The sequence below is a fragment of the Streptomyces sp. NPDC085931 genome, assembly GCF_044540565.1.
Classification (GTDB): Bacteria; Actinomycetota; Actinomycetes; order Streptomycetales; family Streptomycetaceae; genus Streptomyces.
Genome location: NZ_JBITSK010000018.1, coordinates 34,447 through 54,332, shown reverse-complemented (window position 1 = coordinate 54,332; position 19,886 = coordinate 34,447). Strand labels below are relative to the sequence as shown.

The window sequence follows — 19,886 nt, the reverse complement described above, 5'->3', positions numbered from 1 at the left end:
CCGGTGAGCCGGCCCGCTCAGAGGGACAGGGGGTTGGGGCTCTCGGCGCCGAGGCGGCGCTGGCGGTGGGTGTAGGCCGTGACGGCCTGCCACAGGTGCCGGCGGTCGGTGTCGGGCCACAGGTCGGGCGTGAAGTGCAGCTCCGCGTAGGCCGCGTGCCACGGCAGGAAGTTGGACGTGCGCTGCTCGTTGCCGGTGCGCCAGAGCAGGTCCACGTCGGGCATGTCCGGATGGGGCAGATGACGGGCGAAGTCCTCGTCCGTGATCCGGTCCGGGTCCAGCTGTCCCGCCCGCGCCCGGCGGGCCAGCGCGGCCGCGGTCCGGGTGATCTCGTCCCGGCCGCCGTAGTCGATGCACATCGTCAGCGTCAGCCCGGTCCGGCCGCGCGTGGTGCGCTCGCGCAGGTGCAGCAGATCGGCCAGATCGGGGGGCAGCCGCCCGGCGCGGCCGTGCCAGCGCATGTGGACGTCGAGGTCCCGGAAGGGGTTGTCGGTCACCTCGTCGCGCAGCAGGCCCAGGATCGCGTCGACCTCCTCGGTGTCGCGCTGCCAGTTCTCGGTGGAGAACGTGTACAGCGTCAGATGCCGCAGCCCCATCTCCAGGGCGCCGTGGACCACTTCGCGGACGGCGGCGGCGCCGGCCCGGTGGCCCTCGTACCGGGGCAGGCCGCGCTGCTGCGCCCAGCGGCCGTTGCCGTCCATGATCACGGCGACGTGCGTGGGGAGGCGGGCGGCCGGGATGGCGGGGGGCCGTTCGCCGCTGGGGTGCGGGGGCGGACGGCGGAAGACGGGGGCGCCGGCCGGCCGGGTGGGCGCCGGGACCGGCTGCGGGGCGCCCGGCGGGCGGGACGGCGGCAGCGTGAGGGGGGTCAGGGACCAGGCCAGGGCCGCGCGGGTGCGGGCCGGGGCGAGGATGCGGGCCCGGGTGCGCAGCGGGGGGCGGGGCCGGGTGCGCAGCAGGGCCGGGCCCGCCGCGTCGACGGCGTCGAGCTGGGCGCGCAGCAGGGCGGCCATCGTGTGCAGGACGGTCGCGGGGCCGGGGTGCATGCCGCGGGTGAGGGTCTCCTGGCCGACCCACCGCCGGGCCAGGCCCGTCAGGTCGGTGACCAGGGCCGACACGGCCGGGCTCCAGCGCAGCCGGGCCAGGTCCTCCGCCGAGCCCGGGTGCCGGGCGAGGGCCTCGGCGGGCAGCAGCAGGTCGCCCTGGGCCAGGTCGGCGGACAGGTCGGTGAGGATGTCCGTGAGCCGGACCCCGTCGAGGAACTCCTCGTAGCTCTCCCGGGTGTCCAGGCGCAGGGCCACGGGGACGCCCGCCCGGTCGAGGATCGCGCGGACCTGGGCGAACCAGGGCAGCAGGTTCTCCCGGCCCCAGGCCCGCCACTCCGCCCAGTCGGCGAAGCGCCGGCCCTCGGTGTCGTCCCGGACCTGGGCCATGGCGTCCCGCAGGTCGGACAGGTCCAGGCGCCAGCGCCCGGCGGTGTCGACCAGGGCGTGACGGATCGGGTCCGGGCTGGTGCCGGTGGGCAGTTCGCGGTGCAGGGCGGCGATCCACGCCTCCACCCGGGCGGCCCGTTCGGCGGCCGGGGCGGTGCGGTCGTCGCCGAGGTCGTCCAGGGCGTTGGCCGCGGCCCACAGGGCGTGCAGTGCCGGGCGCAGGGGGGCGGGGACCAGCTGGATGAGGGCGTACTCCGCCGGGTCCTCGGTCCTCGTCCGGCGTCGGCACAGTCGGTAGGCGGCCCGCAGGGCCGGGTCGGCAGGCGCATCGCTCACACCGAGGACATTACGTCCCGTCCGTACGGCGCTCCGAGCACCCGGGGCGGGGCCGCGCCGCACGGTGTCCGCCACCGGGACCACGGCCCGTGTTCCGCGACGGCTCACGCGCGCACCGCCGCGGCGGAAGCGGCGGTGGCGCACCGGGCGGGACGCGCGGGCGGGCGGGCGGACGCCGCCGCACCGGGCGCCGGGACCGTGGGCCGGCCTCGCGGGCCGGGTGCGTGCGGTCCTCCGGCGTGTCCGCCCGCTTCGAGGGCCGGGCCCGGGTCGGTCATGCGGTGTCGTCCTCCTCGGGCTCCGCGTCGTCGCGGTCGCCCTCCGCCTGGGACGGGGTCGGGGTCGGCGTGGGGGCGGTGTGCTGCTCGTCCTCGCGGTCGCCTTCGGCCTGGGACGGGGTCTGGTCGGTCATGGCGGGTCTCCTTATGCCGGTGCCGGCTGCCGGGTACCCCGGTGCGGCCGGAGTGATCGCCCCTGTGCCCGGTACCACTGGAACGCCAGCGACAGGGCCAGGGCGATCTCCACCGCGTCACCGCCGTAGTACATGAGCTGCGAGGCGAGGTGCAGGTCGGCGGGGGTGTGGGCGGTGCCGGGCGGGCCCGTCGCCCACAGGCTCTTCGCCAGTACGGCGTGGGCCGCGGCGGCCGCCAGGAGGGTGCCCGCCCGCACGGCGAGGCCCGGCCGGTGGCGCACCGGGTCCACGGCGAGCAGGGCGAACGTGAAGAGCAGCCCCGCCAGGAACAGGTGCACCAGCAGCAGGGGATGGTGGTGCAGGGACGGCGGCAGGGGGCCCCGGTAGAGGAGCCACAGGCCGCCGATGTCCAGGGCCGCGGCCACCGGCGGGAAGACCAGTGCCGCGGCCAGGCGCGAGCGGGTCACCAGGACCAGGGCGCGGCGGGCCGGCAGGGGGAGGGCGCGCAGGGCCAGGGTGACCGGCCGGGCCAGGACCAGGGGCAGCGGGGCCGCCATGCCGGCCGTGACGTGGGCGGCCGTGTGCGCGGAGAACGGAGGCAGCCCCTGCTGCCACGGCACCGCGAACGCGGCCACCAGCAGGCCCCCGCCCAGCCAGCACCCCGCGTCCCGCCGCACCGGCCAGCGGTCCCCGCGCCGGCGCAGCCGGACGGCGCCGGCCGTGTACAGCAGGCAGCACAGCAGGACGGCGACCGGCAGGGCAGCGGGGGTCGTCATCGCGCTCCCCCGCGCGCGGTGCGCCGGGCGCGCCGCCACAGCAGCGCGCCGGCCAGCAGGAACAGGACCGCGACCGCGTTCCAGGTCCAGTCGTACGGCCGCGGGTCGACCTCGTAGCGGATCTGGTGCAGGCGGAGCAGCTTGTGCTGGACCGTGCCGTCGTAGAGCTGGAAGCCGCCCAGGCCCAGGCAGACGCCGGACCACCAGGCCGGGCGCAGCGGCCCGCCCCTGCGGCGCAGGTCCGCGTAGACGAACAGGCCCGCCACCATGGCCAGCCACCCCCCGGCGTGGAACAGGCCGTCGGAGACCAGTCCCACGTCGGGTGTGGATCTGTCGTAGAAGTGGTGCCAGTGGAGCAGCTGGTGGAAGACGACCTCGTCGACGAACGCGGCGAGGCCGACTCCCGACAGCGCCCCACCGGCCAGTGAGCGGCGGTACGTCACCCGTCCTTGCCCATGGCCTTGCGGACGGCGTCCCGCGTGCGGTCGACCAGGGCCGCGAGCGGGCCGACGGCGAGGTTCTTCGCCGCGGACTCCGTACCGGGGTGCGGGCGGGTCGGGGCCATCGCCTCGGCCGCCTTCAGGGCCGAGGCCATCGAGGCCAGGCGGCCCTGGTCGGCGTGGCGGCGGATGTGGTTGAACTCGTAGCGCTCCTCCGCCCGGGCGTGCGCCATCACGTCCAGGCGCAGGGCGAGCAGCTCCGGCAGGAACTTCGGGTCGTCGGTGTCCATGCCGTCCAGCCGGGACAGCAACTCCTTCGCCTCCCGCTCCTCGTTCAGACGGTCCTCGACGACCTGCTCGCCGCCCGGCACGTTCGCCCGGGTGAAGGGCCGCACGACCTCCTCCTCGGCCGTCTCGTGCACGGCCAGCAGCCGGACCAGGTCGCGGAACGCGGCGCGGCGCTCGTCCCCGGCCGTCCGCTCCACCTCGTCGAACAGATTGCGGATGTCGCCGTGCTGGCGCATCAGCAGCGCCACGACGTCCGTGTCACTCGCCGCGATCCCCGCCATGTCAGTGCCCTTCCCGGAGCGTGGGGTCGGGGTGCTCGCCGTCGGTCTCCACGCGGTACTCGCGGCCGAACATCTCGTCGTGCTGGACCATCACGCGCTCACTGGGCGGCTCCTCGCCGCCGTGGATCTGCTCCTGCAGCTTCTCGAACCGCTCGTGCGCGTCCCGGACGTAACCGGTGCCGAGGGTGGTCAGGTCGATCTGGGTGTCGAGCAGGTTGCGCACGAACGTCTTGTTCTCCTCGAACGTCAGGACGTTCGGCAGCTCCGGCGCCAGGATCTCCTGCGGCTCGCGGCCGTCGTGACGGCGCATCAGGTCGCAGGCGATGCGCAGGTGCTCCAGCTCCATGTTCAGGTGCAGCTCCCAGATGGCCCGCACCTTCGGGTCCGGCTCCTGCTCCATGAAGGAGTGGTAGAGGTAGCACTCGTTGTACTCGTGGTTGACGAGTTGCTCCCACCACGTCTCGCCCGGGTCGACCAGGGACTCGTAGTGGGTGACGTGCTCCTCCTCGATCAGGCCGATCTCCTGGTAGAGCTGACGGGCGATCGGCTCCATGTACTGCGGGCCGACGTTCATGTAGAAGTTCATGGTCTGCTGCTCCGCCGACATGATCGTCAGCGCGTGCAGCTTGGACAGCGGGTTCACGGTCGAGCGGTCGTACGGCTCGCGGACGTTGTCGGCCGGGTGGCGGTGGTGGTACTTCGTCGGGCGGCCCGGCATCACCTCGGTCAGCCCGTCGACGATCGACTCCGCCTTGCGGTGCTCGATCATCTCGTAGAGGTTGGCGTACCGGTACAGGTGGTCGAAGTCCTCCAGCACGCCGAACTCGTAGGCCTGCTTCAGGTACGGGTCGGGCTCGTGGCGGGCCACCCAGCCGGTGAGGTCCACGGCCACCTGCTCGTAGGCGATCGTGGTCTCCAGGACCGAAGCCAGGCCCGGCAGCAGCCAGTTGACCGCCTTCTGCTGCTGGTGCTCGATGTAACGGACCTCGGCCAGCTGCCGTTTGACGTCCGGGTCGGGACAGCGGCGGGCGAGCTGGTGGCTGAACATGATCGCCTCCACCTCGATGCCGTTCATCGTGATGATCCGGCAGCGGGTGTAGGGGTCGGCGTGGTCGGGGTCGATCGGCTCGACGTCCAGTTCGCGCCAGCTGCGCAGCTGACGGTCGAGGGGGATGCCTTGGTGCTCGAGGGGGTTGAAACCCATCGGGTTCTCCTCGCCTGAGGGCGGAGCGGGCCGCCGCCGGGTACCCGAGCCCCCTGACCGTGAAACCGGCGGGCCGGTGCGGAACCCGTGAGGGGCGCGGGGAACGGCGTACCCCGCAGCCTCCGGCCCGCAGCCGCCCCGCCGGGTTCAGCCCCTGCGGCGCCGCGCCCGGTTCAGCCCCTGCGGCGCCGCGCCCGGTTCAGCCCTTGCGGCGCCGCGCGATGGCCGTCTGCAGCGCCGTGCGCAGCGCGGCCGGCGGGGCCGGGCCGTCCGCCTCCGCGCTCGCCGTCACCGCCGCCGCCACGTCCCGCAGCTTCGTGTTCGACAGCTGGGACGTCTCGCGCAGGATGTGCCACGCCTGCTCGGACGTGCAGCCGTGGGTGGCCATGAGGATGCCGCGGGCCTGGTCGATGACCGGGCGGGACGCGATGGCCTGGCGCAACTGCGCGACCTCCTCCTGCAGCACGTGCAGACGCTCCGCGCGCTCCAGGGCGACCGCCGAGGTCGAAAGGGCCGGGTCCTGGGTGTCCGCGCCGAGGGTGTCCGCGCCGTGGCCGTCCGGGCCCTTGGTGTCCGGGCCGGCCAGCGGGTCGGCCGTGTCCAGGCCCGCGAGCTCCAGGATGCGGCGCGGCTGGCCGTTCCAGTTCGTCACCGTCACGGTCAGCGACCGGCGGCGGCGGAAGTCCCCCAGCACGTCCAGGAACTGCAGCCCGGCCGTGTCCATGAAGTGCACGTCCGCCATGTCCAGCTCGACCCGGGTGACGCCCGGCGGCAGCTCGTCCAGGGTCCGGGCCAGGACGTCCGCGCAGCCGTGGACGAGCTCGCCGCGCGGGGTGAGCTCGGCACGGTCCGCGTCGACGCGGCCACGGATGACCAGGGTGTTCAGTCCTCCTGTCAGATGTGGTGATGCCGCAGAGGTCATGTCACCGCCTTGTCGGTCCTCGTCGGTCGGGTCCGTCTCGCCGGACTGCACCACGTCACTCGCCCCCGTCGACGCGGGTGTGGCATGCGCCTGCCCGCCGTACGGCTTAGTACACGCGGATCGGGGGAATGAGCCCCCAGCGCGCGGGTACGTGCGCTGGGGTCACAAGGTGTGGGGAGAGGGGCGTGAACACTCGGTATCAGGTACCGGCCGCCGGGGCCCACGGGCCGTCGCCGGGCCTGGCGGTGTTCCCGCTGACCGGCGGGCGGGGAGTGCGGGCGGCCGGGGAGGTCGGACTGACCACTCGGGCGATCTGGGAAGGTGTACTCGAGCAAGCCGTTCGTGAGGGCGAGGACGTGTACCACCTGGAGCTGTCCGACGTGACGTTCGTCGACGTGGCGGGCGCCGGCGCGCTCGCGGCCGCCGCCGGGCGACTGCGGGACGGGCGGCGGTTCGTGGTGTGCCGGCCGCCGGCGGCGCTGCGGCGCACGCTGGACCTGCTGTGGCCCGACCAAGAGGGGATCGAGGTGACCGTGTCATGACCGCTGCCGTGGCGGACCCCTTCGGGCCCCTCGAGCCCTTCGTCCACCCCGCGTTCTTCTACCGGGACGCGCAGGACTACCTCGACGTGACGGTGCCCTTCGTCCGGGACGGCCTGGCGGCCGGCGAGCCGGTGGCGGTCGCCGTGCCCGGCAAGAACCTCGCCCTCGTCCGGGACGCCCTGGGCGACGACGCCGGGGCGGTGCGGCTCCTGGACATGGAGGAGGCCGGACGCAACCCGGGGCGGATCATCCCCGGCGTGCTGCGCGCCTTCGCCGACGCCCAGCCGGCCGGCCGCCGGGTGCGGATCATCGGCGAGCCCATCTGGGCCGGGCGGTCCGACACCGAGTACCCCGCCTGCGCCCAGCACGAGGCGCTCATCAACGCCGCCTTCCAGGGCAGCGCGGCGACCATCCTGTGCCCCTACGACACCCGGGCGCTGCCCGAGCAGGTGCTCGCCGACGCTCACGCCACCCACCCCGTCGTCATCCCCGAGGGCTCCCGGACGGCGGAGGACAGCGCCGCCTACGCCCCCGGCGACGTCGTCGACCGCTACAACGAGCCCCTCGACCCGGTCCCGCACGCGCTGGCCTTCGCCTTCGACACCGAGTCGCTCTCCCACGCCCGGCACGTCGCCGTCGGGGAGGCCTCCCGGCTCGGTCTCACCGGCGTCAAGCGGGACGACCTGGCCCTCGCCATGGCGGAGCTGACCACCAACAGCGTGGTCCACGGTGGCGGCACCGGCGTCCTGCGCGTGTGGAGCGAGGACGGGCACGTGGTGTGCGAGGTGCGGGACGAGGGGCGGCTCGCGGACGTCCTGGCCGGACGCCGGCCCGTGCCCCGGGACCAGCGCGGCGGCCGCGGGATGCTGCTGGTCAACCTGATCGCCGACCTGGTGCGGGTGCACCGGGGCGACAGCGGCACGACCGTGCGCTGCTGGTTCGCCCTCTGAGCGCCCTGCGACGGCCTTCAGGGCGCTTTCCGATCACCCTCCGGCCGGTCCCCGGCGCTCAGCTGCCCAGCGGGTCCAGGGCCAGCGGCGCGATCCTGCCCTCCAGCATGGCGCCCAGCCCCTGCACGGCGCACACGTCCGGGCGCTCCGCGATGTGCACGGGCATGCCCGTCGCCTGCCGCAGCATCTGGTCCAGGCCCGGCAGCAGCGCACTGCCGCCGACCATCATGATCCCCCGGTCGGCCAGGTCGGCGACCAGGTCGGGCGGGCAGGACCGCAGCACCTTGCCGATGCCGTCCAGGATCGCGGTGAGCGGCGTCTGGATGGCGTCCCGCACGGCCGCGGTGTCCACCTGCACGGAGCGGGCCAGACCGGTGGCGACGTCCCGCCCGTGGATCTCCGTCGAGGCCGGGCCGTGCGGCGTGAGGCCGTTGCCCGACAGGGCGAGCTGCAGCGGCCGGACCGACTGGCTCGGCAGCATCAGCTCGTGCTCGTGGCGCAGGTGCTGCACGATCGCCTGGTCGACGGCCTCGCCGCCCACCGGGATGCGCTCGGCGGTGACGATCGCCCCGAGGGACAGCACCGCCACCTGTGTGGCGGCCGCCCCGCACACCATGATCATGGTCGCCTCGGGCTGCTCCACGGGCAGTCCGCAGCCGACCGCCGCGGCGATCAGCGTGTCCACCAGCTCCACGCGCCGCGCCCCCAGGCCGACCAGCGTCTCGATCGCGGCGCGCTGGGCGAGCGGGTCGGCGTCGTGCGGGGTGCAGGCCGCGGCGCGCAGGATCGGCTTGCGGCGCAGGCCGCGGCGCATCTTGTCGCCCAGCAGGTGGCGCAGCATGCGCTGGGCCATCTCGATGTCGACGACGGTGCCGCCGGAGACCGGCCGGACGACCCGGATGTAGCCCGGGGTGCGGCCCGTCATCTGCTCCGCGAGTTCACCGACCGCGATCAGCGCCCCGGTGCGGGTGTTCACGGCGGCGGCGGACGGCTGGTCGACGACGAGCCCGGCGCCCTTGACGTAGACCCGTGTGCGGGCCGCCCCCAGGTCGACGGCGAAGTGGCAGCGGCGCAGCTGCTCCAGACTGGCGGTCATGGCAGGTCCTCCCGAGAGCACAGACCGTGGGGGGCCGCCAGGTGGCGGGCCTCGCAGACGTGGGGCCGCCGGGCGGCGGGCCTCCCTTCGCATCGTGCGCGGGAGGGCCTCGGGCCGCCTTTCGGAGGGGGCCGGGCGGGGCACCGCCGAACGGGGGGTTCGCCCTTTCGCTACCGGGAGCGGGCGGCCTCCAGCAGCGGCGCCAGGGAGGTGACGGTGGTCTCGCAGCCCGCCTCCTTCAGCAGCCGGCCCGCGGTGGTGTTGCGGGCGAGGCCGACGAAGCGCAGGCCCGCCTGCTGGGCGGCGGTCAGCTCGGGGACCGTGGAGCCGATGACGACGCCCGTCGCGGCGCCGCCGCCGGTGGCGTGCAGGGCGCGCAGCAGGCAGTCGGGGTGCGGGGTCAGCAGGGTGAGGTCCGTGCCGCGGGCGTGCGTGCCGGCCAGGGGCAGGCCGTACGGGTCGAGGTAGCGGTGGACGGCCGGGGCGCCGACGTCCGAGACGACGCTGACGCGGCGGCCGGAGTCGTGCAGGGCCCGCACCAGGGGCACGGAGTGGTGCGTGGTGGGCGCGTCGGGGACGGCGCGCAGTTCGAGCGCGTCGAGGCGGTCGCGCAGGAGCGGGCCCAGTGGGTCCCGCGCGAAGGCCCGCAGCACGTCCAGCGGGTGCGTGAACGTCTCGCGCCCCCCGGCCGGCGGGGCGCCCCGGTCGCGGTGCCCGGCGACCAGGGCGAGCAGGTCCAGCACGGCCTCGTGCGCCGCCTGCGCCGAGAACAGGCGGGCCAGGGGGCCGTCGAAGCCGAGCAGCACGGACTCGGCCTCGCCGAGGAGATCGGCTGCGGGGCGGCGCGCGGGGGCCGGGCCCTGCGGCCGGGGCAGGGCGGCGCCTTCCGGGGCCAGTTGCACCGACACCGCCACCGACAGTCCCGGCACGGGCCAGCGGCGCAGCTCCGCGTTGACCGCCCGCTGGGCCGCGCCCGCCCGGCGCAGCGGATGACGGCGGGTGATCCGGGCCGCCTCCTCCCGCAGATGGCCCAGGAGCCGCTCGGGGACCCGGGTGGTCTCGGCGCGGACGAAGGCGACCGGATCCTCCACGTGCCAGGACAGCTCGACCACGGCCGAGAAGGCGCCCTTGCCGGAACTCGGCAGCGAGATGCGGTGGCGGGACTGGTGGGTGGTGAGGTCGACCTTGTAGTACGTCACCGAACGCGACGGCCGGTCCCCGTCCGGCCGGGCCGGTTCGAAGAGGGTGAGCGGGCCGTCGGGCCGGGCGTGGACGACGGCCGTGCGGCCGGGAGCCGGTATCCCGAGCCGGCGCAGGTCGTGCGTGATGAAGGGGCCCTCGACCAGGTCGCGGGTCTCGGGCTGCGGTGCGGCGGCCGGGGTCAGCGCGCAGTACCAGGCCGCCGGCGGGGCGTCCGCGCCGTCGGCGCCGTCCCGGTACCGGGGCCGGAACCGCACCGGCCCCTGGGCGGCCGAGCTCGCGGCGAACTGCGCGTACACCGCCGGGGAGACGACCACCTGGATCCCGGCGGGCCCCGGCGGCACCCGCGGGGGCGGGCCGGGCCGGTCCCAGAAGGTGACGGTCAGGGACGGCGGGTCGGTGAGTGCGGCGAGGGCCTCGGGCAGGCCGCGCAGGACGGCGACCAGGACGGGCAGGAGATAGGTGCCGGGTGCGGTGTGCACGGCGTAGCCGTCGGGGCGGACGCGCACGTCGAACCGGTGGGGGGCCAGGGCCCCGCGCGCGAGCATCTCGTGCACCGCGTACTCCAGGGTGATCCGGGCCTCCGGCCGCCGCAGCCCGTCCGCCTCGAACAGGATCGTCGGGGCCGTGGCCGCGGCGGCCGCCTCGGCGGTGGTCCCGGCGGTGGGCTCCGCGGCGTCCGCCACGGCCGGCCGCTCTTCCACGGCCGGCGGCTCTTCCACGGCCGACCGCAGGCGGCGCCGGAGGGCGTGCAGCCGCTCCCGGGCCGCCGCGGCCGCCGGGCCGGGAACGCCGTCGAGGGCGTCGCCGTACCAGAGGTCCAGGGCGCGCCGGGGGTCGTCGGCGGCGAGCGCTTCGCACTGCGCGGCGTCGACGTACAGGTCCGGTGCGTGCAGGGCGTAGGAGTGCGCGAAGGAGACCAGGCGGTCGTGGGGCAGCACCCGGCGGACCTCCGCCGCCAGGTCGTCCAGACGGGCGGCGGCCTCGCCCTCCGGCAGCGGCTCCTCCCACAGGCCCCGGGCCAGCTCGGTGTGGGGCACGCGCCGCCCGGGGCGCAGCAGCAGCATGCACAGCAGCGCCAGGGCCGCCGGGGAGGGCGGCTCGACGTCCCGGGTGCCGTCGGCGACGCGCGGCGGGCCGAGCAGGAAGAACGAGCGCGCCGGCGGCCACGGCCCCGTCGCCGCCAGGCGGGCCGCGTGGTCGGCGGCCTCGGGCAGCCTCCGCCGGTCGACGAGGTCGAGCAGCTCCCGGTGCTCGGGCGGCACCCGCACGCCCGCCGCCAGCTGTCTCAGCAGCCACCGGAACCCGGCCAGGTCCGACGCGGCGTCCTTGCCCCGGGACTCCTCTCCCAGGGCGACACGGCTCAGCAGCACCGTGCCGTCCGGCCGCAGCAGCAGCCCGGCCGGCCCGCGCTCGCCCCGTACCAGGCCGTGGGCGTGCAGCGCGGCGAGACCGGCCGGGACCTGCGCGGTGAGCCGGGTGAAGGTCCGCAGGTCCAGGCCCGGCAGCACCTCCGACAGCGTCAGCCCCTCCACGAACTCGGTCACCAGGTAGGGGGTGTCGCCCTCCACCCCGAAGTCGACCACCCGCACCACATGCGGGTCGTCCACTCCGGCCAGCGCGCTCGCCTCCCGCAGGAACCGCTCGTGCGGAGCGGCCTGGGCACGGTACCGGCGCACGATCACCTGCCGGTCCGTGCGCACGTCCACGGCCCGGGAGACGCGCTCGTCCCGGCCGTGCCGCCCGGTCAGCCGGTAGCGCCCGGCGAACAGCCGCTCCGGCGGCCCCTGCCCGCCCAGCCGCCGCACGGTCTCCTCGCTGACCGTGGCGAACGCCGGGCCCGACCCGTCCCGCCCGCCGTCGGCCTGCGCCCGGAACTCCCCGGCCGCGAGCCCCGCCCGCTCGTCGATCAGGCCGCCGATCTCGGCGAGGAACTCCCGCGTCCGGCCGCGGGCCGTGCGGGGCAGCGAGCGCAGCAGCAACTCCCGTACGCCGGGCCGGAACGCGTAGGAGCCGGGCGGGCCGGGGACGGCCGTGAGCATGCCGCTGAGGATCACCTCGGCGAGGTGCTGGGGGCGCGGGGCGCGGTCCACGGCGCGCTGGACCAGGCGCATCACCGGGACCGAGGGGACCGCCAGGGCGAGGTGCCCGGCGAGCCGGAAGGCCTCCGGGGAGGCGGTGGCGCGGAAGCGCAGCACCAGGTCCTCGGGTGAGGAACCGGCGATGTCCGGGGTCGGTTCCGCGGGCGGCGCGGGAGCGGGCGGCAGCCAGGCCGCGGCGCCCGGGATGCGGGCGCCGCCCGGGTCGGCGACCAGGTCCGCCCAGTGGGCCAGCCAGGGCGCCCCCGGCTCCAGCACCGGCACGGGCAGCGCCCGCTTGGGGGGCGGGGCGGCGGGCTCGTACGGGGTGAAGGCCAGGGCCGCCGAGGGCGCTGCCGCGGCCGGGGTCGTCAGCAGGCCCGGCTCGGCGGGCAGCGCGGTCGAGGACCACAGGTGCTCGGGCAGGGGCTGCACCACGGCCAGCGGCATGCGGTGCGCCCAGCGGCGCAGGGTGCGGTACCAGCGGTCGCCGGCCTCGCCCGGACGCCACTGCGGGCCCATGCAGTCGCTGACGACGAGGGTGGCGGTGCGGCCGTCGTCCGGGTCGGGGACCTGGCGGGCCCGGCCGTCGGGCGTGGCCGGGTGCAGGGTGACCGTGCGGAAGATGCCCGACTGGGCGAGGGCCGTGTGCAGTTCGCCGACCAGGGGGCGCCAGACGGGCATGGTCGGGCCCGTGTCGTGCACGAGGTTCAGGCGCAGCCAGCGGTCGGGGGCCGGGCGCAGCACCGGGAACCACACATCGGGGTGGGCGCCCAGCCGGGCGATCCGGTCGGCCGTCGCCCGCTCGTCCAGCACCCGCGCGTGCGGGGAGGGGACCGTGCGCTTCAGCGGGCGCAGGGCGCGCTGCAGGGCGAGGGGGTGGGGCAGCATCGGCGGCGCCGGGGCGAGCACGGGGGTTCCGCCGCCGTCCCGGGGCCGGTCCGGGGAGCGCGGGGCGGGCGGGGCGGGCAGGGTCAGCGGCACCCGCCCGGCCGTCCGCGCCGCGGGCTGCTGCCGCGGGGGCGGGTGCTCGGGGGGTGCCGCCCCGGGGGGCGCGTTCCCGGGGGGTGCGGGCGGGGCGGGGGTGGCCACCTGGCCGGCCGTGGCCGCCGGGCCCTCGGGCCGCGCCTTCCCCTCCGGCGCCGCGTCCCGCCGCTCGGCGTCCAACCGGCCCGCCAGCCACACCAGTTCGGCGATCTCGCGCGGCGTCGGCTCGGCACCCGCCGCGGCCAGGACGGCCGCGAGCCGGGCGACGGGGGAGCGGCGCGCGGGCGTGGTCGTACCGCCCGGCGTCAGGGGGTGGTCGGGGACCGGCGACACTCCGGCGGCGTTCCGGCGTGCCGATGCGGCCTGCGCCGCCGCCGTCGGCCGGCCGCTGGGCGCCGGGGCGTCACCCCGTCCGGTGAGGTCCGGGCGTGAGGCCGTTCCGGTGGTGCTCGGGGGCGTCGGTGCGGCCTGGGCCGTCGCCGTGCCTGGGGGCGGCGGGGGCGGGGTGTCGCCTTGCGCCGAGGGGGACGAGGGCGGGGCCGTTCCGGTGGTGCGCGGGGGTGTCGATGTGGCGCCCGGTGCCGAGGGGGCCGGGGGTCGTGGCGTCCTGCCGTGGTGCGGTGGCCGCGCGGGCGGTGGGTCGGTGTCAGAAGCCATCGCCGTCCGCCGCCGCGCTGAGGTAGGGCATCAGCTGTTCGGCCAGGTCGTCGCGGGAGTCCGCGTCCAGGCCGGCCACACCGGTGAGGTAGAGGGCGTTCAGCAGCTGGTCGGTGGCCAGTTCGCCGCCGGAGGCGCGTTCCAGGAAGCGGGTGATCAGCCGGTCGGCCTCGTCCTCGGGGGTGTCGAGGTGGGCGCGGACGATGTCGGTGAGCTGGTCGCGGTCCGGGCGGCGCAGCTTCAGCCGGACGCAGCGCCGCAGGAAGGCCGGCGGGAACTCCCGCTCGCCGTTGCTGGTGAGGACGACGAACGGGAACGCCCGGCAGCGGACCCGGCCCCGGTGGACGGTGACGGGCGCGTCCGTGCCGTCGGCGAGGACCTCGGCCGCCCCGCCGCCCGAGTGGCGTGCGGCGCGGACCAGTTCCGGGATCTCGTACTGGCCCTCCTCCAGCACGTTCAGCAGGTCGTTCGGCAGGTCGAGGTCGCTCTTGTCGATCTCGTCGACGAGCAGCGCGCGCGGCCGTTCGTAGGGGAGCAGGGCCGTGCCGAGCGGGCCCAGGCGCAGATGGTCCTCGACGCCGCCGGGCCGGTCCCGCCCCTCCCGGGCCGCGTACAGCCGGGACAGCGGGTCGTACTGGTAGAGGCCGTCGGCGAGGGTGCTGCGGCTGGTGATGTTCCAGCGCAGCACCGGCCCGAGCCGCAGCTCGCGGGCGACCGCGTAGGCCAGCGAGGACTTGCCGGTCCCCGGCGGGCCCGTGACCAGCAGCGGCCGGCGCAGCACCAGCGCCGCGTTGACCAGCCGGACGGTCTCCGGCGTGGCGACGTAGGACCTGGCCCGGTGCACCCGGTCGGGGGAGACGGCCGCCGCGTCGTCGCCGTCGTGCGGCGGCGGCAGCGCGGGCCCGCCGTCGAAGGCCCGCCAGGGCGGCGGGGCCGGAAGGTCGTCGATGCCGTCGTGCGGCTCGTGGTCGCCGGTGTAGACGGACCAGTGCGGCATGGGGGGTGGTCTCCGCTCTCCGTTTCGTGCAGCTGTTCCTCGGGCGCGTCGGGCGCGTCGGGCGGGTCAGGCCACCGGCGACCCCGCGTGCGCGGTGACGGCGTGCGGGTCGGTGAAGACCCGCGGGTCGTCCCACAGCAACTGGATGCCGTGCGCCCAGTGGTCCTCCTCCGCGTGCGCCTCCTCCCGCAACGTCAGCACGTGGCGCGGGAGTTCGGCGGGCGGTACGGCCGCCACGCACGCGTCGAGCGCGTCCAGGAAGGTCTTGCCGGTGCAGCCGTCCGCCCCGGCGCACTCCTCCTGCCCGGAGCCGCAGCCGCCCCGCGACCAGACGATCACCGGGGCGGGCGCGGTGAGCGAGACGTCGAAGTGCGGCCGGGTGCGGGCGGTGGCCGGGGCGGTGCCGAACCCGGCGAGGCAGGCGTCGGGCCGCCGCAGCCGCATCCGCAGCCGTCCGGGCTCCTCCGGGCCGCCGCACTCCACCCGGTGCAGCCGCGCGCCGGGGAAGGCGTCGAGCCGCTTCCAGGCCCGGGTCAGCAGATGCCGGGTACTGGCCTTGCGCCGGGCGTGGTCGGTGACGACCAGCGGGTAGCGGCAGCCGAGCGGGGTGGCGTCGTCCGGGGCGCTCTCCCAGCGGTCGACGGGCCAGTCCAGCCAGTCCCGGGGCAGCGCGAAGGCGACCAGTTCGTCGGCGCCGGGCGTCAGGTACCGGAACGCCGCCTCGATCCGGTCCTGCACGTACGCGTGCAGCCGGTGCCGCTCGACCGTGCCGGAGTCGACCGGGTGGCGCCGCCCCTCGCTGTACGCGGACACCTCGACGCGGACCAGGCCGTCGCCCGCTCCGCTGTGGCCGAGTTCGACGAGGATCGGCGACCAGTCGGGTGCTTCGGGTGTCACGGCCGGGGCGTGCAGCAGCGCTTCGAGCCGGTCGGCGAACCGGGCGACGGTCCGTGCGGCGTCCGGGCCGTCCAGCTCGCACAGCACGAACAGGGCCGCCGACCAGAGGGAGTCGAACCCCTCCTCGGGCGGTGGCGGGTCGAACGGGCCGGCCGCCGCGCCGTACAGCCGCGCCGGGTCGCAGTCGAGGCCCGCGCGGGCCGCCTTCTCCAGCAGGGCGCGCAGCCGGGCCCGGTCGGCGCCGGTGTGGTCGGAGGTGGGGACCAGGCCCTGCAGGGCGGGCCAGTAGCGGGCCATGACCGCGGTGGGCATCATCCGGCCGGTGCGCACGTCCCGGGCGCCGGCCGCCGCCGTGACCATCCCGATCACCTCGCCGGTGTCGGCCAGCGTGACCGCGGCCCCGCTGAACCCGGGGACCAGGGGCTGGCCGCCGCTGTGCCAGGCCTCCAGCTGGAGCCACTCGCGCCGGATCAACTGCGGGGCGGTGATGCGGTATTCGGCGAGGGTGCCCTCGTCGAAGCCGGCCGGGTACCCGTAGACGACGAGTTTGCGCGGGGGTGTGGTGTGGGCGGCCCCGGCCGGGGCGAGGGCGGCCGGGGCGATCCGCATCTCCCGGTCCAGTTCCAGCACGGCGAGGTCCCCGGGGTCGGCGGCGCCGCCGCCCCAGCCGCCGTGCGCGACGACCCGGGCGGACACGGGCGGTGTGCCGGGCAGTTCGGTGAAGCTCACCGCCAGCCCCGAGCCGTCGCCCACCACGTGGGCGCAGGTCAGGACCGTGCTCGGCGTGACGAGGAAACCCGCTCCGGTCACCCGGCCCCGTAACTCGATCCGGGCGTGCCACTCGGCGCTGTTCATGGGGCGGTGGGTGCCTCCGGGGCGTCCGGGGACCAGGTGAGTCTGACCACCAGGTGGCCCTCGGCGGTGCCCTTGGCGATGAACGCGCCCGTCTCGGCGGCCAGTTTCACCCCGAACTCGATCTCCACGCCGTCCGGCTTCAGGGACCCGTCGCGGAACACCCGCAGCGCGGACTCGGCCGCCGCCCGCACGCCGTCCAGGGCGCCCTCGAAGGTGCGGGTCGCCTGGACCGTGCCGTCGCCCCGGGAGACCAGGCGGGAGCCGGAACGCTCCTCGGCCGCCTCGACCGCGACCACCGCACCGTCGCCGGTTCTGAACTCGACCAGACCGTCCACGACACCCCCGTCGTCCTCGCGTTGAGCGTTCCTGTTGTGACGGACGGTACTTGATGACGTGCCGGGCAGCCACCGCTGCCTCAGGGTCCGACCGTTCCGCGGATCACCCCCAGCTCCACCAGGTCCTGGGGGCGGATGCGCAACCGGTCCGCCGTCGCCTCCACCTCGCGGGGCGGCCGCTTGAGGATGGCCGCCGCGAGCTCCGGGGCGATCACCGAGAAGTAACTGTCCGGCGTGGCCCAGGTGTTGCCGGGCGCGGCCAGGGCCAGGGCGCCCCCCGAGCCGCCCTCGCCGATCACCAGCGTCGTCAGCGGCGTACGGGCGCTCGCCACCGCGCCGAACAGGTCGGCGATCGCGGCGCCCGCGCCCTGCCGTTCCGCCTCGGCGTCGTTGGCGGCGCCCGGGGTGTCCACCAGGGTCAGCACCGGGATGCCCAGCCGGTCCGCGAGCCGGATCAGCCGGGCGGCGGTGCGGTAGCCGGCCGGGCGGGTCGCGGTCCCGGTCTGCGCGGCGTAGGCGACCGTCCGGCCCTCGTGCGTGCCGAAGCCGCACAGCATGCCGTCCGGGTCGGTACCGCCGCAGCGGTCCCCGCTGATCGCGACCCGGTCGGTGAAGTAGGCGTCCAGGTAGGCCGCGGCGCGCGGGCGCAGCGGTGAGCGGGCGCGCCGGACGGCGTCCCAGCCGGTGGCGGGCAGGGCCGCTTCCGCGCCGAGCGGCTCGGGCGGCGGGGCGGGCGTGGTGGACGGGCAGGTCAGCAGCCGCAGCCAGCGCGCCAGCGTCGCGCGCAGTTCGGCCGGCGGGACGACCGCGTCGGCCGCGCCCGCGGCGACCTGCGCCTCGGCGGTGTACGCCGCCGGGTCCGCGTCCGCCGGCCGCACCCGGGAGCCGGCGAAGCCGACCTGCGCCCCGGGCAGCGCGAGGACCACGTCGGCGCCCGCGCCGAGCGTCGCCCAGCCGCCCCCGGTCGTCGGGTCGCGCGAAACGGCCACCTGGGCGAGTCCGGCCTCCCGGGTGAGCGCCGACTGCCGTGCCACCCGCTGGAGTTGGGTCAGCGCCCGCATGCCCTCCTGCATCCGGCTGCCCCCGGTGGCCACCAGCGGCACGACCGGGAGGCGGCGCTCCCGGGCGTACGCGTAGGCCGCCTCCAGGCGGTCGCCGGTGCGCTCGCCCAGGGAGCCGCCGAGGAAGCCGAACTCGAACGCGATCAGCACGGCCCGGGTGCCGCCGACCCGGGCGGTGCCGCACACCACGGACTCCTCCTCGCCGGTGCGGGCGGCGGCCCGGGCGCGGGCGGCGTCGTAGCCCGGCCAGGCCAGCGGGCCGTCGGGCGGCGACCTGCGCACCGGAGCGGGCAGTTCGTCGAAGGTCGCCTCGTCGGCGAGGGCGGTGACCACCGCACGGGCGGAGAGGCGCTCAGCCACGGGGCAGCGCCCGCTTCATGATCTTCCCCATGTCGTTGCGGGGCAGGGCGCCGAGGTGGTGGACCACCCGGGGCCGCTTGTGCGGGGCCAGGCGCCGGGCCACGTGGTCGGCCAGCTCGGCCAGCCCCGGGGGCGCCTCGGGATCGTCCGGCACGATCCACGCCACGATCCGCTCGCCGAGGTCGGGGTCCGGTTCCCCGGTGACGGCGGCCTCCCGCACCTCCGGGTGTTCCAGCAGCGCGTTCTCGATCTCACCGGCCCCGATTTTGTAACCGCCGCTCTTGATCAGGTCGGTGGCCTTGCGGCCCACGATCCGGACGTAGCCGTCGGGGTCGCGCACCGCCATGTCGCCGGTGCGGAAGAAGCCGTCGGCCGTGAACGCGGCGGCGGTGGCGTCCGGCCGGTTGAGGTACTCGGTGAACAGGTTCGGGCCGCGCACCTGGATCTCGCCCACCGTCTCCCCGTCGTACGCGGTGATCTCCGAGCCGTCGTCCTCGACCAGCCGCAGCTCCACGCCCGGCAGCGGCACGCCGACCGTGCCCGGGCGGGCCTCGCCGTCGGCGCGGACGCTGGTGTTCATCAGCGTCTCCGTCATCCCGTACCGCTCGACGACCCGCCGCCCGGTCGCCGTGGCGATCCGCCCGTGGTCGTGCACGGGCAGCGCGGCGGAGCCGGAGACCAGCAGCCGCGCCCCGGTCAGCGCCTTCACCAGGTCCGGCTCGCCCGTCACGGCCTCGGCGATCCGGTGGTACATCGTCGGCACGCCGAACAGCATGGTCGCGCCGGAGTTCAGCTCACGGGCGACGCCCCGGGTGCTGAACCGGCCCAGGTGCCGCACCGATCCGCCGCGGCGCAGCGGGCCGAGGACGCCGAGCACCAGGCCGTGGACGTGGAACAGCGGCAGGCCGTGCACGAGGACGTCGTCGCCGCTCCACTGCCAGGCGTCGGCCAGGGCGTCCAGGGTGGCGGCGATCGCCCGGCGCGGGATGACGGCGCCCTTGGGCGGGCCGGTGGTGCCGGAGGTGTAGACGATCAGGGCCGGGTCCTCCGGCTCGCCGCGGTCCTCGGGGACGGGGCCGGTGCCGTGCACGTCGACGTCGGCCCGGGCGAGGCCGGCCAGGGGCGCGGGCAGCTCGGCGTCCGGGGCCGCGAGCACCAGGCCGGGCGCGCTGTCGGCCAGGATGTGGCCCAGCTCCTTCTCGCCCGACTTGGGGTTGAGCGGCACGGCGGGCACACCGGCCAGCAGCGCGGCGACGACCGCGACGGCCGTCTCCAGCGTGGGCGTCGCCCACACGGCGACCCGCGCGGTCCCGCCGAAGCGGCCCGCGAGCGCTCCGGCCGCGGCGGCGAGCTGCGCGTAGGTCAGGGAGCGCTCGCCGAACCGGAGGGCGGGCCGGTCGGCCGGGTGCGCGGTCAGGGCCGGGAAGAGAGAGGTCACGCGTCACATCTCCTTAGCTGTTGCGCCGGTTGCCGGCGGCCGGTTGCCCGGCCGGTGAGGGTCACCCCCAGCGGGGCCCGACCATCACCGTCCGGGCGACCGCCGGCACGACGGCCACCACGATCCCTCCGTACACCACCAGCCGCCGGAAGAAACGCGCCCGGTCGACGTCGGCGAGGGCGATGGCGGTCGGGCCCCGCGACGAAGTCGGCGGATCCGACGATCGGGCCGTCCGCGACGCGAAGGCCGCGGCGCGGTCCCGGAAGGCGGCCGCCGCGGCCATGCGCCGGCGTCTGCGCACGGTCGCTGAGGCGCGCCCGCTGTCCTGGTAGCCGGACGAT

Annotated in this window: 17 protein-coding genes; 2 read left to right on the top strand and 15 right to left on the bottom strand. The window is 76.4% G+C overall.

The annotated features are described in order from the left end of the window. Positions 1-17 precede the first annotated feature (17 nt). The 7 genes from uppS to ACIGAN_RS30770 all read right to left on the bottom strand — a co-directional run bounded on the left by uppS (position 18) and on the right by ACIGAN_RS30770 (position 6,092). Entirely contained in the window at positions 18-1,769 is a 1,752-nt protein-coding gene (gene uppS, locus ACIGAN_RS30800; RefSeq protein WP_399862475.1) for a polyprenyl diphosphate synthase, read from the bottom strand. 274 nt (positions 1,770-2,043) lie between these two features. Continuing rightward, on the bottom strand, positions 2,044-2,181 hold the full coding sequence (locus ACIGAN_RS30795; RefSeq protein WP_365088025.1) for a hypothetical protein: 138 nt from the start codon (positions 2,179-2,181) through the stop codon (positions 2,044-2,046). 11 nt (positions 2,182-2,192) lie between these two features. After that, entirely contained in the window at positions 2,193-2,957 is a 765-nt protein-coding gene (locus ACIGAN_RS30790) for a cytochrome c oxidase assembly protein (protein ID WP_399862473.1), read from the bottom strand. Next, positions 2,954-3,400, bottom strand: a complete 447-nt coding sequence (locus tag ACIGAN_RS30785; RefSeq protein WP_365736710.1) for a DUF2243 domain-containing protein — start codon at positions 3,398-3,400, stop codon at positions 2,954-2,956. Before ACIGAN_RS30785 ends, ACIGAN_RS30790 begins: the two co-directional genes overlap by 4 nt. Then, positions 3,397-3,966 carry a hemerythrin domain-containing protein gene (locus ACIGAN_RS30780; RefSeq protein ID WP_309093467.1) on the bottom strand — a complete coding sequence of 190 codons (570 nt, stop codon included), beginning with the start codon at positions 3,964-3,966 and terminating at the stop codon, positions 3,397-3,399. Before ACIGAN_RS30780 ends, ACIGAN_RS30785 begins: the two co-directional genes overlap by 4 nt. A gap of 1 nt (position 3,967) precedes the next feature. Further along, positions 3,968-5,170: a hypothetical protein gene (locus ACIGAN_RS30775; RefSeq protein WP_365736708.1), complete on the bottom strand. Its 1,203-nt coding sequence runs from the start codon at positions 5,168-5,170 to the stop codon at positions 3,968-3,970. 199 nt (positions 5,171-5,369) lie between these two features. Continuing rightward, on the bottom strand, positions 5,370-6,092 hold the full coding sequence (locus tag ACIGAN_RS30770) for an ANTAR domain-containing protein (protein ID WP_399862470.1): 723 nt from the start codon (positions 6,090-6,092) through the stop codon (positions 5,370-5,372). 185 nt (positions 6,093-6,277) lie between these two features. On the opposite strand from ACIGAN_RS30770, the gene ACIGAN_RS30765 reads away from it, so the two are divergent. Then, entirely contained in the window at positions 6,278-6,634 is a 357-nt protein-coding gene (locus ACIGAN_RS30765; protein ID WP_365088031.1) for an STAS domain-containing protein, read from the top strand. Then, positions 6,631-7,584 carry an anti-sigma factor RsbA family regulatory protein gene (locus tag ACIGAN_RS30760; protein WP_399862468.1) on the top strand — a complete coding sequence of 318 codons (954 nt, stop codon included), beginning with the start codon at positions 6,631-6,633 and terminating at the stop codon, positions 7,582-7,584. Before ACIGAN_RS30765 ends, ACIGAN_RS30760 begins: the two co-directional genes overlap by 4 nt. A gap of 58 nt (positions 7,585-7,642) precedes the next feature. Here the strand turns inward: ACIGAN_RS30760 and ACIGAN_RS30755 are convergent, their stop codons facing one another. The 8 genes from ACIGAN_RS30755 to ACIGAN_RS30720 all read right to left on the bottom strand — a co-directional run bounded on the left by ACIGAN_RS30755 (position 7,643) and on the right by ACIGAN_RS30720 (position 19,828). Then, positions 7,643-8,680 carry a rod shape-determining protein gene (locus tag ACIGAN_RS30755; protein ID WP_365736701.1) on the bottom strand — a complete coding sequence of 346 codons (1,038 nt, stop codon included), beginning with the start codon at positions 8,678-8,680 and terminating at the stop codon, positions 7,643-7,645. Between the two features lie 170 nt (positions 8,681-8,850). After that, positions 8,851-13,278 (bottom strand): SAV_2336 N-terminal domain-related protein, encoded by a 4,428-nt coding sequence (locus ACIGAN_RS30750; protein WP_399862466.1) that lies wholly within the window; start codon positions 13,276-13,278, stop codon positions 8,851-8,853. Between the two features lie 313 nt (positions 13,279-13,591). Next, a complete protein-coding gene (locus ACIGAN_RS30745) occupies positions 13,592-14,599 on the bottom strand; it encodes an AAA family ATPase (protein ID WP_399862464.1) in 1,008 nt (335 codons plus the stop codon). A gap of 66 nt (positions 14,600-14,665) precedes the next feature. After that, positions 14,666-16,351: a VMAP-C domain-containing protein gene (locus ACIGAN_RS30740; RefSeq protein WP_399862462.1), complete on the bottom strand. Its 1,686-nt coding sequence runs from the start codon at positions 16,349-16,351 to the stop codon at positions 14,666-14,668. Next, entirely contained in the window at positions 16,348-16,686 is a 339-nt protein-coding gene (locus tag ACIGAN_RS30735; protein ID WP_399862460.1) for a CU044_2847 family protein, read from the bottom strand. Before ACIGAN_RS30735 ends, ACIGAN_RS30740 begins: the two co-directional genes overlap by 4 nt. Before the next feature lie 80 nt (positions 16,687-16,766). Beyond that, positions 16,767-18,107, bottom strand: a complete 1,341-nt coding sequence (locus ACIGAN_RS30730) for a carboxyl transferase domain-containing protein (protein ID WP_399862458.1) — start codon at positions 18,105-18,107, stop codon at positions 16,767-16,769. Further along, positions 18,100-19,545 (bottom strand): acyl-CoA synthetase, encoded by a 1,446-nt coding sequence (locus ACIGAN_RS30725; RefSeq protein WP_399862456.1) that lies wholly within the window; start codon positions 19,543-19,545, stop codon positions 18,100-18,102. Before ACIGAN_RS30725 ends, ACIGAN_RS30730 begins: the two co-directional genes overlap by 8 nt. A 61-nt stretch (positions 19,546-19,606) precedes the next feature. Beyond that, a complete protein-coding gene (locus tag ACIGAN_RS30720) occupies positions 19,607-19,828 on the bottom strand; it encodes a hypothetical protein (protein ID WP_399862455.1) in 222 nt (73 codons plus the stop codon). Positions 19,829-19,886 lie beyond the last annotated feature (58 nt).